The 15,145-nt window shown below is 61.8% G+C and carries 14 protein-coding genes; 9 read left to right on the top strand and 5 right to left on the bottom strand.

What is annotated here, in order from left to right; all coding sequences use genetic code 11:
- Positions 1-366: 366 nt before the first annotated feature.
- Positions 367-798, top strand: coding sequence for a MarR family winged helix-turn-helix transcriptional regulator (locus BTHE68_RS22615; protein ID WP_162069144.1), 432 nt, complete (start codon positions 367-369; stop codon positions 796-798).
- On the opposite strand, the gene BTHE68_RS22620 is transcribed toward BTHE68_RS22615, so the two are convergent.
- Together BTHE68_RS22620 and hisD are read right to left on the bottom strand one after the other, a co-directional pair.
- A complete protein-coding gene (locus BTHE68_RS22620) occupies positions 782-1,222 on the bottom strand; it encodes an acyl-CoA thioesterase (RefSeq protein WP_162068545.1) in 441 nt (146 codons plus the stop codon). The two genes, BTHE68_RS22615 and BTHE68_RS22620, sit on opposite strands and share 17 nt — an antisense overlap.
- A 20-nt stretch (positions 1,223-1,242) precedes the next feature.
- Positions 1,243-2,556 carry a histidinol dehydrogenase gene (gene hisD, locus BTHE68_RS22625; protein WP_162069145.1) on the bottom strand — a complete coding sequence of 438 codons (1,314 nt, stop codon included), beginning with the start codon at positions 2,554-2,556 and terminating at the stop codon, positions 1,243-1,245.
- A 186-nt stretch (positions 2,557-2,742) separates the two neighbouring features.
- Here hisD and BTHE68_RS22630 point away from each other — a divergent pair, with 186 nt between their 5' ends.
- Positions 2,743-3,789 (top strand): LacI family DNA-binding transcriptional regulator, encoded by a 1,047-nt coding sequence (locus BTHE68_RS22630; RefSeq protein WP_162068546.1) that lies wholly within the window; start codon positions 2,743-2,745, stop codon positions 3,787-3,789.
- 62 nt (positions 3,790-3,851) lie between these two features.
- Here the strand turns inward: BTHE68_RS22630 and BTHE68_RS22635 are convergent, their stop codons facing one another.
- Positions 3,852-4,661, bottom strand: coding sequence for an SDR family NAD(P)-dependent oxidoreductase (locus tag BTHE68_RS22635; RefSeq protein WP_162068547.1), 810 nt, complete (start codon positions 4,659-4,661; stop codon positions 3,852-3,854).
- Positions 4,662-4,870: 209 nt separating this feature from the next.
- Here BTHE68_RS22635 and BTHE68_RS22640 point away from each other — a divergent pair, with 209 nt between their 5' ends.
- The gene (locus tag BTHE68_RS22640) at positions 4,871-5,818 is read left to right on the top strand and encodes a GlxA family transcriptional regulator (protein ID WP_162068548.1); all 948 of its coding nucleotides are present in this window, start codon (positions 4,871-4,873) and stop codon (positions 5,816-5,818) included.
- An 11-nt stretch (positions 5,819-5,829) separates the two neighbouring features.
- Here the strand turns inward: BTHE68_RS22640 and BTHE68_RS22645 are convergent, their stop codons facing one another.
- Positions 5,830-6,225: a tautomerase gene (locus BTHE68_RS22645; protein ID WP_162068549.1), complete on the bottom strand. Its 396-nt coding sequence runs from the start codon at positions 6,223-6,225 to the stop codon at positions 5,830-5,832.
- 199 nt (positions 6,226-6,424) lie between these two features.
- Here BTHE68_RS22645 and BTHE68_RS22650 point away from each other — a divergent pair, with 199 nt between their 5' ends.
- The gene (locus BTHE68_RS22650; RefSeq protein ID WP_162068550.1) at positions 6,425-7,864 is read left to right on the top strand and encodes a beta-1,3-glucanase family protein; all 1,440 of its coding nucleotides are present in this window, start codon (positions 6,425-6,427) and stop codon (positions 7,862-7,864) included.
- A 185-nt stretch (positions 7,865-8,049) separates the two neighbouring features.
- Positions 8,050-8,538 carry an Hcp family type VI secretion system effector gene (locus BTHE68_RS22655; protein WP_162068551.1) on the top strand — a complete coding sequence of 163 codons (489 nt, stop codon included), beginning with the start codon at positions 8,050-8,052 and terminating at the stop codon, positions 8,536-8,538.
- Between the two features lie 74 nt (positions 8,539-8,612).
- Here the strand turns inward: BTHE68_RS22655 and BTHE68_RS22660 are convergent, their stop codons facing one another.
- A complete protein-coding gene (locus tag BTHE68_RS22660; protein ID WP_162068552.1) occupies positions 8,613-10,292 on the bottom strand; it encodes a PQQ-binding-like beta-propeller repeat protein in 1,680 nt (559 codons plus the stop codon).
- A gap of 440 nt (positions 10,293-10,732) precedes the next feature.
- On the opposite strand from BTHE68_RS22660, the gene BTHE68_RS22665 reads away from it, so the two are divergent.
- The 4 genes from BTHE68_RS22665 to BTHE68_RS22680 all read left to right on the top strand — a co-directional run bounded on the left by BTHE68_RS22665 (position 10,733) and on the right by BTHE68_RS22680 (position 14,818).
- Positions 10,733-11,362: an SCO family protein gene (locus BTHE68_RS22665; RefSeq protein ID WP_162069146.1), complete on the top strand. Its 630-nt coding sequence runs from the start codon at positions 10,733-10,735 to the stop codon at positions 11,360-11,362.
- Between the two features lie 79 nt (positions 11,363-11,441).
- Positions 11,442-13,355, top strand: coding sequence for an RICIN domain-containing protein (locus BTHE68_RS22670; protein ID WP_502710607.1), 1,914 nt, complete (start codon positions 11,442-11,444; stop codon positions 13,353-13,355).
- A 139-nt stretch (positions 13,356-13,494) separates the two neighbouring features.
- A complete protein-coding gene (locus BTHE68_RS22675) occupies positions 13,495-13,794 on the top strand; it encodes a hypothetical protein (protein ID WP_232078084.1) in 300 nt (99 codons plus the stop codon).
- A 43-nt stretch (positions 13,795-13,837) separates the two neighbouring features.
- Positions 13,838-14,818: a transglutaminase family protein gene (locus BTHE68_RS22680; RefSeq protein ID WP_162068553.1), complete on the top strand. Its 981-nt coding sequence runs from the start codon at positions 13,838-13,840 to the stop codon at positions 14,816-14,818.
- Positions 14,819-15,145: the final 327 nt, after the last annotated feature.

The raw sequence follows: 15,145 nt of genomic DNA on the forward strand, positions 1-15,145 counted from the left end.
CAGCGCGAATACGTATGCAATTTTCGAGAAGCGCCATTACCGTTTCGCGCCAGGTAAATCACTCTGTTGCATATACATCTATATGAGCGCGGCATTTCCGCGCAAAACCGATGGCCACGACAATGCGTGCCATGCCTCGGTTCCTTCCTACCCTTCTGACTCGCTGCTCCGGACCGTCATACCAGTACCGGTCCGATGTAGATGTACCCGCAACTGATGTATATGCAACAGTCTAGTTAGATTCGGCGGGTCTTCAACCTAGTGAGAACCCGAACCACCCTCCTCTTTCATTGATTCGACGTGTCTTGTCCCGAAGTGCTACGATTGTTGCATATACACTGATCAATCTTTCGAGAGGGATTGTCGATGTTCACAGAATGCTATTGCACCCAGTTCAGGCGCTCGGCGAATGCCCTGACGAGCATTTACGACGACGCTTTGCGACCGGTGGGTCTGAAAATCACGCAGCTCACGCTGTTGCGTGGGCTCGACCGCCTTGGTTCGGCGACCTACAACGAGATTGCGGCCGAGTTGTCGCTCGACAAGACGACGATCTCGCGCAACATCAAGTTACTGATCGACGCGGGATGGGTCGAGGTATCGAGCGATGAAGATGCGCGCTACAAACTGGCAAAGCTCAGCCTCACAGGTGCCCGTGTCTTGAAAGAGGCCGAACCGTACTGGCGCGCGGCGCAGGCTCAAGTCGAGAGAGAACTCAAGAAGTACCTGAAGGGGCCGGCCAAGAACGTGCTTCTGGAGGCACTGGAGACGCTGCAGCACGTCAGCGGCGCACGATAATCTGATGGACCGCGTGTCGCAGTTCCTCGGACAGCGGCACGGGCCTTCGCGTGCGACGGTCGACATAGGCGTGAACGAACGTGCCATGCGCGAACGACTGATCGCGGTCGTTTCTGAAGAGACTGATCTCGTACGTCACGCTGGTCGTCCCTACTCTGCTTACGCATAGCCCGCAGGTTACGAGGTCCGGAAAAACGACCTCGTCGAAGTACTCGCAGCTCGTGCGTACGACCAGACCAACAGCCTCACCGCGAACAGGGTCCAGGAGGCCTCGTTCGACGAGCCATCCATTGACCGCCGTGTCGAACCACGTGTAGTGAACAGCATTGTTCACGTGCCCGTAGATGTCGATGTCGTTCCACTGGGTGTTGACCTGGCAAAACCAGTGAAAATCACTTCGAGGCCGTGGCGTGGTCCGTGTCATGAGCGTCTCCGTGGCGGCAGTTACGCAGGAACAGCCGTGCCGTACGGCACATCGCGGTTGCCAAAGCGGCGCACGCGGATGTTCGCTTGCTCGCCGTGCGCGATCATGCCCTCGATGGCGCACAGTCGCGAGCAATACGAGCCGATCAGCGCGCTCGCTTCGTCCGTCAGCACCTTCTGATACGTGCAGGTCTTGATGAACTTGCCGACCCACAGCCCACCTGTGTAGCGCGCGGCTTTGCCAGTCGGAAGCGTGTGATTCGTGCCGATGACCTTGTCGCCGTACGCAACGTTGGTGCGCGCGCCGAGAAAGAGCGCACCATAGTTCTTCATGTTTTTCAGGAAGTAATCAGGGTCGCGCGTCATCACCTGAACGTGCTCGGATGCAATGCGATCGGCCACCGCGACCATTTCTTCGAGCGTGTCCGCCACGATCACTTCGCCGTAGTCGCGCCACGAAACCCCTGCCGTGTTTGCCGTCGGCAGAATTTCGAGCAGGCGTTCGACTTCCGCGATGGTCTCCTTGGCCAACTGCAGCGAGTTCGTGAGGAGAATGGCCGGCGTGTTGAAGCCGTGCTCCGCCTGACCCAGAAGATCTGTCGCGCACAGTTCCGCGTCGACACTGTCGTCGGCGATCACCAGCGTTTCAGACGGCCCTGCGATCAGGTCAATTCCGATGCGACCGAACAATTGGCGCTTCGCTTCCGCGACGAAGGCGTTGCCCGGTCCAACCACCATGGCGACCGGGTCGATCGTCTGCGTGCCGAGCGCCATCGCGGCGATGGCCTGGACACCGCCGAACGTGTAGATCTCGTCTGCGCCGCCGAGGTGCATGGCGGCGACCACTGCCGGATTCGGCTTGCCACCGACCGGCGGCGACGCGGTGATGATGCGGGGAACACCCGCCACCTTCGCCGTCACGACACCCATGTGTGCCGAGGCGACCAAGGGAAACTTTCCGCCAGGGACGTAACATGCCACGCTGTCGACCGGCATGTTCTTGTGGCCCAGCACCACGCCCGGCAGCGTCTCGATTTCGACGTCACGAATCGACTCGCGTTGTGCCTGGGCGAAGTTGCGCACCTGAGCCTGCGCAAACTTGATGTCGTCGAGCTGCCCCGGAGACAGCGTGCGAACACAGCTCGCGATTTCGTCTTCCGACAGTCGGAAGCTCTCCGGTGACCAGTTGTCGAACTTCGCCGAGAGTTCGGCGACTGCTGTGTCGCCACGCGATGCAACATCGGCGAGGATGCCGGTGACCACGTCACGAACCTTGGCGGCGTCTTGCGAGGACGCTTCCGCGCTACGACCATGCTTCAAGTATTGGATTGCCATTTGCATTTCCTTTCTGCGGGGTGACCGAGGAGCAGCGTGACTCGGAGGTTGGAAGGCTTGCTGCGTTGATGCAAATGTAGCGCAATTTTTTCTGCAAAATTTGCGCAAATGCTCCACACTTACCCTAGAATCCCGCATCCACGGCGCGATCGGCGCCTCTCCTGTACAACCTCACAATGCAAATTTATGCAAACCACCAGCCGCTCTTCAGTTCGCTCGAAGGCTTCGAAAGTCCGCCTCGAGGACGTTGCCGAGCGCCTCGGCATCTCGGTGTCCACCGTGTCGCGTTCACTGGCGGGACACCCCGCCATCAGTAGCGATACCCGTGGCGCCGTGCAGGCGGTCGCAGCCGAAATGGGATATCGACTGCCCTCACAAGGTCGATCCACGCGCAAGTCAGCGACCAAGCTGATCGGGGTGGTGGTCGGCGCGCTGCACAATCGGTTCATGACCTTGTTGCTGACGCATCTCCATGACGCTCTGCAGGAGTACGACTACCAGATCACGCTGATGATCGATTCGATGAACGACTCGGAGAACCTGCTCGCGTTTCGGCCGCTGATCGACGGCTATCTCGATGGGATGATCTTTGCCACCGCGACGCTCGACTCACCCGTGGTGGCAGAGATGCAAAGGCGCGGCATTCCCCTTGTACTCGTCGTTCGGTCTGTCGATGATGTGAGGGTCGACACGGTCGAGGTCGACAACGTTCACGCCGGCGCCCTCGCGGCCGAGCATCTCTATCAACTGGGTCATCGCCGGATCGGGTTGATCATGGGTTCGCAGAACACGTCGACAAGCAGAGACCGCGTCAAAGGGGCCTTGCAGTGGCTCGAAGGAGCGGGCGTAGCGCCGGAATCGGTGCCGTTGATTCATTGCGACTACACCAGCGAGGCGGGGTATTCCAGCGCCATCGCGATGCTGAGCGACGATAACCGGGTCACCGGCATCGTCGCGGGCAACGACACGATTGCGCTCGGCGTGCTCGAAGCAGCCAAAAGACAGGGCATCGCGGTGCCGCAGCAGCTCTCGATCATCGGCTTTGATGACATGCCACTGGCTGGATCGCCTCTGGTCGGATTGACGTCGATCCGGCAGCCCGTTGAAGCAATGGCGCGCACCGCCGCCCGCCGACTCGTCGAGCGCATTCGAGCCGGAGGAATGGGCGCGCCCGTCCACGATGTCTTGCCCATCCAACTGGTCCGTCGCGATACAACGGGGCCGATAAGCTAAAAGAAATCAGCTATCCGAAAAGCCTTGCGCGCCAATCGCTTCCGCAACATCGATTGACGCGATTACCGGGCCGTCCCGGCACTCGACGCGTAGCGCGGAGCGGCCTTGGCATTCGCGAATCTGGGAGCCAGCGCGCGACGGTCCGCTTCCCACTTCGTCCAGTCGTCGCCATCGTGCAGCGTCGGGATAGTCACGAGTTCGCCGTTATCGAGTCCGACGAGCGCTGCATCGACCAGATCGTCTGCTGTCATCGTGCTCGCCGCTTCCTTCTGCTTCGAATAGCCCGCCACGTCCCAGAACTCGGTTGCCGTCGCTGCGGGCAGCACGGTCTGCACACGCACACCCTTGCCCGCGAGGTCGCGCTGCAGCGCATGGCCGAAGCTCAGCACGTACGATTTCGAGGCGCTGTAGACGCCGTTCAGCAGTTCGACCGCAATGCCGACCACCGAACTGATGTTGATGATGGTGCCCGCGCCCCTTGCGGCGAACGCAGGCGCGGCTGCATAGGTAAGGCGCGTCAGCGCCGTGATGTTCAGGCCGATCATCGATTCCATGGCGTCGACATTGCCGTCGAGAACCGATGCGACCGAACCGACGCCTGCGTTGTTCACCAGCATCGTGATGCGCTGGTCTTCACGAAGCATGCTTTCGATTTTCGCGAGCGCAGCCTTGTCGTTGAGATCCGCGGCAACGGTTTCGATCGAGCGGCCCGTCTCTTTCGTGAGGCGCTCTGCGAGCGCGTTCAGTCGGGTCTGGTTACGCGCCACCAGAATGAGGTCGAAACCGCGCCTGGCGAGGCGGTCTGCGTAGATGGCGCCAATGCCGGCCGATGCGCCCGTGATCAGCGCGAAACCTTTCGTAGAAGCAGTCATGGTCGTTCCTTTGGGTGGGTTGAACCAACAGGGTGTCGGTTCATGGAGTGGATTCTGACCTTGACCGTCGACGACCTCAATGCCATATATGCAATGATTCAAGCCATCGGCTGTCCTTGCTCCCGATTCGCAGATTCGACGACGGACGGACCGCACCGCTGTCTGTTCATGCTACCTTCAATGAATCAGGCCATGACTCGCGGGATATCGTGCATACCGTCGGACTTCTCGTCTATCCAGATTTTCAGTCGCTCGCGCTTGCCGTGGCGAGCGTCTTTGAATACGCCAACCTGCTCCGCGACGAAGCGGCATACCAGTTCGCCATCGTGTCCGAGCACGGCGGACCGGTCGCTTCGTCCCAGGGGTTTTCGGTTCACACCGAACCGCTTGCCAAAGAGGGCTACGACACGCTGATCGTGGCGGGCGACAACGAATGCCGCCTTCCCTCGGCTGCGCTGGTGGAATACCTTCGGCAAGCACCGCGGCACTCAAGGCGCATCGCTTCGATCTGCACGGGTGCGTTCGTTCTGGCTGCTGCGGGTCTGCTGGAAGGTAAGCGGGCAACGACGCACTGGTTCCACGCGCGCGCCTTCCAGACGCAGTATCCGGACATTCGACTCGAAGAAGATCGCATCTACGTCGTCGACGGGCAGATATGGACGTCGGCCGGTATGAGCGCGGGCGTGGATCTCGCGCTCGCGATCGTCGAGAACGACTTCGGGCTGGAGGCCTCGCGCATGGTCGCGCGCAAGCTCGTGCTTTATCAGCGACGCGGGGGCGGCCAGTCGCAGTTCTCGGCGCTGCTGGAGATGGGAGCGCGCTCGGACCGCGTGCAGATGGCGCTCACCTACGCGAGCGAAAATCTTGCAAGCGATTTGTCGGTCGAGCGACTGGCAGAAGCGGCACGGCTAAGTCCGCGCCAGTTCAGCCGCGTATTTCGTGAGGAGACGGGTCAATCGCCCGCCAAGGCGATCGAGCGGCTTCGCGTTGAAGCCGCCCGGCTGATGATGGAGACGACTCGTCACCCGATCGAGATCGTCGCGAGAGAGACGGGTTTCGGAGACCGGGAACGCATGCGTCAAGCCTTCCTGCGTGCATTCGGTCAGCCTCCCCAGACCATACAGCGGGCGTCAGGTATAACGCCGCTCGCGTCTTAGAGACGCTCGCCTCATTGTTCCCCGGGCGTCCATTCCGGACTATAGCCACCGAGTGCCGGGTGATACATTTCATCCCCGGTATGCTGGGTGAATTCGAAGTTGAGCCGGTCTTCACGAAGGCCGAGAATTTCGATGCAATGCGCGCAAAGCGCTTTGGCCACATCCATACGCAGTTCGGGCGCCCTGCCCTTTCTGATATCCAGCATCATCACCGCGACCGGCGTGGGCTCTTCACCGGCTTCGGGAATCCGCCAGACACCTCCATCACCCAGTTCTCGAATTGCGACGCTGATACGCCTGATGTCCACCGACATCATCCGCGCGTAGGTCTCGCTCATCTTCAGCGCCAGGCGCCGCTTGTCGTCCACTGAATAGTGGCCGCATACATCCAGTTGCAGGTAGGGCATGGTCGTCGCACTCCTCGAAAATTCCATTCTCGACCGGACGCGGGGCCGTTCCAATGTCGCATGCGCAAGGTTTCCGGACACGCAAGCTCCGATCCGCGCCAGGCCTCAAGCCAGCGTCCTCGCATGCCGATAACCCGATGAGTTTATGAACTGCGCGTTGTGCCGCCCTTAACCCTATGTTCCGATGAAGGACCCGAAGATGACGACCAAAAGCATCAGCCGACGCACTTTTCTTCTCGGCATGGGGGCATCGGGCCTCCTCGCCGCATGCGGCGGCGGTTCGAGTTCGAATCCGGCGTCGGGATCGACTGCGTCGTCGTCAGCGCCGCAGGCGGGCGGCATGCAAGCCACCGCGAAGACGCCGCTGACGCTCGATCTCACACAAACCGATTTGCCTGCCGGTACGGCCGTCTACGCCTACGTGATCGGCGAGACGAGTCTCACCTCGGGCGTGACGCAGTACTGGGTGGACTCGACCGGCACGCCCCACGTGATGAGCGCCGCCGACAACACGATCGCCTCGAAGACGTTTCCCGGCTCGTCCGCGCTGCCCGGCAGCGAAGCCGCGGCGCTTGCAGAAACCTATCCGCTCGCATGGGCCGATTACAGCATTCCGCTCACGGTCGGGTCGAGCTTCGTGCTGGATCTGTCGAAGCTCAATGCAACGAGCATTCCGGGTCTGGGCACCGGCACGGCGGCGTTCAGCGGCCGCATTTATCTGTCCGTCGGTGTGCCGAAACTGCCGTTCACGGCGCTCGGCAGCAGCGCTTACACCGCCCCGGTGACCGTCGACGGTCCCGGCTCACTCACCTTGTTCGACTGGATCGAATTCTCGTTCGACAGCGAGGGCAATTTCAACGGCAACACCACGCAAGTCGATCAGTTCGGCTTTCCGCTGTTGCTGAGCGGCACGCCGGGCGGCGCGCAGCAAGGCCGGTACGATGCGTCGCGTCCGTCGATCCTCGAGGCGGTATCGAAGCTGCCCTCCGCGTTCTACCTGCCGCAGAGCGTGCCCGCGCCGTCCGCCTTTCCGGCGGCACTCGCGGTCAACGGCAGAGTCACCTTGCGCGCGCTGTCGCCCAAGAGCATCTCGGCGCAGAACCAGTACAACGGCTCGCTGCTGACGTATTTCGACCAGACCATCGAGAACTGGTATCAGACCTGGGCCACCACGCCGCTGTCCGTCACCGATCTCGCGACGGGCACCTACACCGGCATCGTGCAATCCGGTGTCGGCCTGACGTTCTACGCCGGTTCGACTGCGAGCGGCACAGCGGCGTTCACGGTCGGTGGCACGCCCGGCATCTCCAGCTATGACGTCTGGCAGTGCGCGAATACGCTCGCGACCGGCAGCGACGCCGCCAAGAACGTGCAGAAGATGCTGGCCGCCGCGTTCAACCGCGGCGTGATGTCTAACACGCTCGCCGATGCGACCTGCAAGAACGACGCAGCGACCTTCTATCAGATCGCCAACCCAAACACACTGGTCTTCAATCCGTGGGCGCAGTTATTCCATCGACTGAGCTCCAACTCGCTCGCCTACGCCTTCCCCTACGACGATGTCTGCGACCAGAATCCGTCCATCGGGCTGACGGCGACGCAGTCGGTCACGATCACGCTCGGGAAGTTCTTCAGCTGAGCGTTCTGCGCGCTCACGTCCACGATGCAAGCGGGCCGCGCTCAAACGCTTCGCCGAAGCGGCGCGAGCCCCGTGTTTCATTCGTAACCTGAATCCGCTTTTCTGAAACGCGACCGTAACGGCGCGCCCACAGAATACCTCTCATGCGCTAAACGAAACGCGCCAAACAAACCGGAGAACAAATCATGCCGATGCCGTGCTACCTCACTCTCGAAGGCCAAAACCAAGGCAAGATCGAAGGCTCGAACAAAGTTCAGGGTCACGAAGGAAAGATTCTCGTCCAGGCCGTCGATCACACCATCGAAATTCCGAAGAGCCCGCAAACCGGTCTGCCCACGGGCAAACGCGTGCATGGCGCGATGACGATCACCAAGGAAATCGACAAGTCGTCGCCCAAGCTGTTTCAGGCGCTGACCTCGGGCGAGCAGTTGAAGGACGTGTCGCTGGAGTTCTATCGCATCTCGCCGAAGGGCACGGAAGAGAAGTACTACACCGTGAAGCTGTCGAACGCGATTCTGACGAATATGAAGTCGTGGACGCCGAACGCGCTGGACCCCAGCAACAAGCAATTGGGCCACATGGAAGACCTCGCCTTCACGTACGAGAAGATCACGTGGACGTACGAGCCGGACGGTATCGAAGCCGAAGACTCGTGGCTTGCGCCGAAGGCCTGATGGTGGGTTGATGGAAGTAGGCCGCCTCTTGAACGAGGCGGCCTTTTTTTGTTCAGCGGGCGGGCGAGCCCTCGCTATCTCGACAACAATCCGAACACGGCCACACCGTTCCTCGTGCCCACATACACCTTGCCGTTCGCGATCATCGGCGTGATGAACTTGTTGCCCTGGCCGAACTGGTCTCGCCCGCCGAAGTCGTTGCTGCTGTAGAGCTGGCTTGCGAGATTCGTCGCGTCGTACGCGCGCAGCACACCGATCGTGCCGTTCTCCGCCGCCCACAGAATGCCGTTCGCCGTGCCGTTCGCGGAAATGCTCGGCGTCGTGCCCGGGAAGCCGAACTTGTTCGCCGTCTGACTCGTGGGCGCTCCCGACAGCGTGGCGTTCGAGATCGTGAACGCCTTGATGTTGTCGCCGACCGATCCGAAATAGACCGTGTTGTTGAAATACGCGGGCGCGCCGAACACCGACCCGCCGAGCCGGCCGACGAGCTCCTGGTAAATATGGTCGGCGTTCGAATCGAACTTGCCCATCGAATAGCGGTTCACGACGTAGATCGTCTTGTTCTTGCCCGCGCCGATCGCGAGATGGCGCACCGCGCCAGTCGAATCGGCCATATCGGGCAGCACCATCGCGCCGCCCGAGCCGAGATCCTCGTCCTGATTCGATTCCTGCATCGTATTCGACGGCTGGAAATAGTCCTGCACCCGCAATGGTCCGAGATTGAGTCGCAGAAAGCCGTTGCCGTAGTTGCCGTTGATCGGCATCTCGTGCTCGTTTTGCGTCGGATCGAAGGTGCCGTTTCCATCGAGCAGATAGATGGCTTCGCCGTCCGATGCGAGCCCCGCTCCGCTCATCCAGATCGCGCCCATCTGGCCGTTCGGCGTCACGTTCAGCACGCTTGTCTGCTGGAGCGTGCCGGCGTCGTAGCCCATCACCCAGCCGGTGTACGGCAGGAAATCGCAGTGCGAGGTCCATGCGGTATAGATGGTGCCGTTCAGCAGCAGCAGCGCCGCGCGCTCCACGTACTGGCCCGGATCGAATGTGAGCGTGCCGTTCTGGCTTCCCGAGCCATTGCCCGGATAGGTCGCGCGAATTTCCGTCGGGCCGTTGAAGAGCTCGGCGCCGGTGGCGACGTCGAGCGCGTGAATGCGCTGGTGATAGCCGCCCGAAGCGTCCCTCGACATGCCGACTACATAGATCGCGCCATTCGGCCCGCGCGTGCGGTCGATGACCGGCGTCGCCGTGATGCCGATCCTCGGGGTGATCTGGGTGCAGCCGTGGTCGCCGCTCGGCGACTCGCCGTTGCCGAGCGTCGAAACTTTCCAGAGCACGGCGCCGTTGTCGGCATCGAAGGCGTAGACGCTCGCGTTCTCGGTCTCGACGTAGACCACGTTGTGCGAAGCGCCCGCGATCGGCACGCCTGCGAGAAAGAGCGGCTGGGCATCGACGAGGCCATCGACGGAAAAGAACCCAAGCTTGCCGAAATTGCTCGCACTGACGTTCGCGGGCGTGAGGATCGTTTCGTTGAGTTGCTGGCCGGTGCGGGCGATGTCGTTGTGCCAGGTGACGACGTCCATCGGGTTGCCGGCAGCCGACGTGCCCGCACTCGTTGCCTTCGATACGCTCGACGCAGCCCTGCTGGCGGCGGCCGATGTCGACTCGCTGCTGGAGTCACCGCCGCTGCACGCGCCGATGATTGCCGCGATCAGCGCGGCGCCGAGTGCGACGGCACAAGCGGAAAAACGCGCATTCATTTGCATTCTCCTTCTCCGGAAGGGCCGGAACGGGCAACGCATGGAGCGACGACGATGCTAACAAAGCAATAACATGAGCGCCCCCGGATGGTGACAGAAAAAGAAGACTTTCTCGCCAACGAACGTTCGGATGCAAAGTGCGCGGCCGATTTCGAATCAGGACAGCAATGACGCGTTTGCTTCGAGAACCCTTTCAATTCCTAAGGCGTATGTATCCGAGGGCACATATTTACCTATTTATTTATCCTCCAGAACGGATCTTGCCGATTTGGACTGCTAGTCTTCGTCCGAGAGAAATTGCAATACAAAAGAGCCATGGCTGCGACACCTCTGCTCGCGCCTGTCAGGCCGGATCTTCGACGTACAAGTCGCACCGTGATGCCCCGGAACGGGGATCGTAAAACGTGTCGATGAGGGCGATTTCGGTGAGCCAGAAAAAGATGCCCGACTGTCTGACATCCGGCATGGGTGCGTTTGCTCCCGCCCTCACTCGCCGCGCTCTGCTTCGCGACATGGCTGCACTCGCGCTGGGCGCAATGTCCCCGTTCTCGTTTGCGCAGCATGGCGGGCTGGGACTAGTCACGCCGCCGGTTCACCTCGGCGACACCTTGCTGGTCGATCAGACCGGCAGAACGCGCCTGCTGAACGACGTGCTCCGCCAGGGCGTGACCGCGCTGCAGACGATATACACGGGCTGCGGCACGGTATGTCCCCTGCAAGGCGCGCTTTTCAGCGCGGTTCAGGAACGGATTCCGCAAATCCGCGCTCATCGTCCGGTGCAATTGCTGTCGGTTGGAATCGATCCGCTTTCCGATTCACCCTCGGCATTGCGCGCCTGGCTTGCGCGATTTCAGGCAGGTCCGGCGTGGAATGCCGCGACGCCAGCACTGAAGGATGTAGACCGGATGCGAGTGGCGCTCTCGGGCAGCAATAGCCCTCTCGGCGACATCGCGAATCATTCGACGCAGGTGTATTGCTTCGACGCCAACGCGATGTTGCGCTGGCGAAGCGCCGACCTTCCCCGCGTCGACGACCTCTGCAATGTGCTCGGCGCACTTGCACGTGCCTAAGCAGACTTTCTCCACGCGGAGCGAAACCATGCCAGGAATTCGTTCGACGAGGGACGCGGCCCGCCTGCTCGTCCGATGCATGCGCTTTTTGCTGCTGATCGCATTGCCGCTGGCTTTGGCAGGCATATCGCCCGCTGTCCGGGCGCAAACCTCGGCCCCTATCACGCTGAGCGGCACTAACATGTGCGCGGACGTCAGCGGCGCAGCAACGGCGCCGGGAGGGCCCGTGATTTCCTGGCCCTGCTGGGGCGGCGCAAACCAGCAATGGCTCCCGGTTGCAACCGGCACCCGGTACAACCTCGTCAATCGGAACAGCGGCCTGTGCATGGACGTGTCGGGCCAGGCCCGCGACCCGGGTGGCCCCATCATCCAGTGGACCTGCAATGGCGGCTTGAATCAGGCCTTCTCGTTGACACCGCAAGGGGCGGGCTACGCAATCGTCGCGGGACATAGCGGCTTGTGCGTGAGCGCGTCGAGCACGACCTCTCAGGGTGTCCAGCTCACGCAACAGGTGTGCAATGGCAGTGCGACACAGACCTGGCAAGTGAGCGGCTTGCCGGTGCCGAGAACCGTATTGCCCTCGAAGTGGACGGCGCCCATCTCAATGCCGCTCGTCCCGTTGCAGGCCGCCAATCTTCCCAACGGAAACGTACTGGTTTGGGCCGCGGACAGCGCGCTCAACTTCACCACTGGCGAGGTCACGCCGGGCAAGACCTACACGGCGATCTTCAATCCATCGACCGGCAACAGCAAGCAAGTGATCGTGAGCAATACCGGTCACGACATGTTCTGCCCGGGCATCGCCAATCTCCCCGATGGCCGGATTTTCGTGACCGGGGGTTCGAGCACGAGACTGACCAGCATTTATTCGCCTTCGACGAACGCCTGGACCGCGAGCGATCGCATGAACATTCCACGCGGCTATCAGGGAAGCGTGACATTGAGCAACGGCAATGTGTTCCTGGTGGGCGGCTCCTGGAACGGCGGGCTCGGGGGCAAGACCGGTGAAACCTGGACCCCGGGTTCGGGCTGGCGGATCGACGGCGCCATCACCGACGACACCATCCTCACGAACGACAATGCGGGCGTATTTCGCGCCGACAATCACGCATGGCTGTTCGCGGTCGCCAATGGACGCGTGTTCCACGCGGGACCCAGCCGGGCCATGCACTGGTTCGATACAGCCGGTAACGGCAATGTCACCGCGGCAGGCAACCGGGGTCGCGACAGCGATGCGATGAACGGCAACGCCGTCATGTACGACGTCGGCAAGATTCTCGCGGTCGGAGGCGCACCGAGCTACGATCAATCGCAGGCCACGTCCAATGCGACACTCATCGACATCAATAACGGAAATGCGGTGACGCAGACCATCGCGCCGATGATCTACCAGCGCGCGTTCAGCAACAGCGTCGTGCTGCCGAACGGACAGGTCGTCGTGATCGGCGGACAGACTTTTGCTGCGCCTTTCTCGGACGACAACGCCATCCTCACCCCGGAACTGTGGGACCCGGCCACCAATGCGTTCTCTCCGCTCGCCGCTCAGGCCGTGCCGCGCACGTATCACAGCGTCGCGCTGCTTCTGAACGACGGACGCGTGCTGAGCGGCGGTGGCGGATTGTGCGGGGCATGCGCGACCAATCACACTGACGTGGAGATATTGACGCCGCCCTATCTGCTCAACGCGGACGGGTCAGCCGCGTCCCGGCCCAGTCTCACGTCCGTGCCGTCCGACGCGCAACTCGGCACGACGATCGTGGTGACGGCCAGCAGGGGAATGCGTGCCTTCGCGCTGATGCGCTCGTCGTCGGTCACCCATTCGCTGAACAACGAGCAGCGACGCGTGCCGCTGACGTTCACGGTAGGTACCGCGGGTGAATATCAGTTGAACATTCCTTCCGATCCCGGCGTCGTGGTCCCCGGCTATTACATGCTGTTCGCCCTGAACGCGAAGGGCGTGCCGAGTGTCTCGCGCGTGCTGCTGGTGCATTGAAATGGCGCGGCCATTTCGCTCTGTGACGCGAACCGCCGCGATCGGACTGGCCCTTGCCGTGATGACACCTTCGGCGCGTGCGCAGGCCGAATGTGAACCCGCCGGCCTGGGGTGCGCGATATTCAACGGACAACATCCGATGGCCGCGCACCTGCGCGACGACGATCGCCCGTTGCCTTCCTGGACGACTCGATGCGTCAATTGTCATGCGGGCGCGTCGACGGCGGCAGCTTTTGCGCCACCGCTGACACACGACTCGCTGCTCGCCGCGACACCTCGCCGTGGAGGTCCGATCAGCCACTATGACGTGACGGCCTTCTGCCGCGCGGTCAAGGATGGGGTCGACCCGGCGGGCGTCCTGCTTCGCAAGTCGATGCCCCGCTATCAGATTGCCGATGCCGAATGCATGGCGCTCTGGCGGTACCTGGTGCGTCAATGATGGTATCTTGATCAAATGTTATGGCGCCCGGCTGAGGTGGCACATGTCCGTCTTTTTCGAAGTCGAGCACGTCACAACCTATCGCTACAACAAGCCAGTGGAGTTTTCCCCGCACCGCGTGATGTTCCGGCCGCGCGCCGCGCACGACATCCGCGTGCTGTCGGCCACACTGGCGGTGTCGCCGCACAGCACACAGTTCTGGATGCAGGACGTGTTCTCCAATTCGGTCGCGATCGTCGAACCACGGGTGCCCGCCGAAACGCTGGAATTCCGCGCGCGCTTCGTGATCGAGCATTTCGGCGTCAAGAATCTGGAGTTGCCGCTGGCGCCCGAAGCCGAGAACTATCCGTTCCAATACACCGACGAAGACCGGCTCGACCTGGCGCCCTTCCTCCCGCCGCAATATCCAGACGATCAGCCCCTGCTGCGCGACTGGACGGCGCAGTTTCTCCCCCGCCGCGGCACCATCCACACGCGCGACATCCTGGCCAATATCAACGCAGCCATCCGCAGCGACTTCCAGTACCAGTCGCGTGATGCCATGGGCACTCAGCATCCGTCCGAGACACTGAACAGGCGCAGCGGCACCTGTCGGGATTTCGCGCTGCTGATGATGGAGGTAGTGCGGGGACTGGGATTCGCCGCTCGCTTCGTGTCGGGGTATCTGTACGATCGGGCGCTCGATACGCCGGCTCCGCCAGCGGTACGCAATACGGGACTGCAGCAGGGCGCGCGACAGGTTGAAAGCCGCGACGAGCCGCTCGTGGCAGGCGCCGGCGCGACGCATGCATGGTTGCACGTCTTTTTGCCAGGAGCCGGTTGGGTGCCATACGACCCGACCAACTCACTGGTCGGCGGGACCGACCTGATTCGCGTGGCGTTCACGCGCAAGCCCGAACAGGCCGCGCCAGTGTGCGGTTCCTGGCTCGGTGACGCGCAGGACTTCATGAACATGGACGTCCGCGTCAGCGTGCGGCGAATCGAGCAGCAGGCAGAGCCGGCATGTGCCGGCGAACGTTTGTAGTCGATCAAAGAATCAGTTCTTATGCGCGGAGGACGTGCTTCAGCCTCTCGAATTCCGCCGGTCGCGTGTAAGACCGATAGAGTTCTCCGATTGAACCGAATGCCAGCGCGGGTTTGAGCGTCGCGCCGGGAAGAACCCTTGTGATCCACTCATAGGCGTTGGTATCGCGCGGCTCTTCACGCATAGCTACAGTCAGTAACGCGAGCGCCTTGTCAGGCGAGTGTCGGCCTAAGTCGACGAACAGGGTTTCGAATGGATGCCTTGCGCGATTCTGAGTAGTGGACGGGCTCAACATGCATCTCCTGCACGGTTGGACTCCTTGCTTAT

Source organism: Burkholderia sp. THE68 (assembly GCF_009938265.1).
In the GTDB taxonomy this organism is placed as follows: Bacteria; Pseudomonadota; Gammaproteobacteria; order Burkholderiales; family Burkholderiaceae; genus Caballeronia.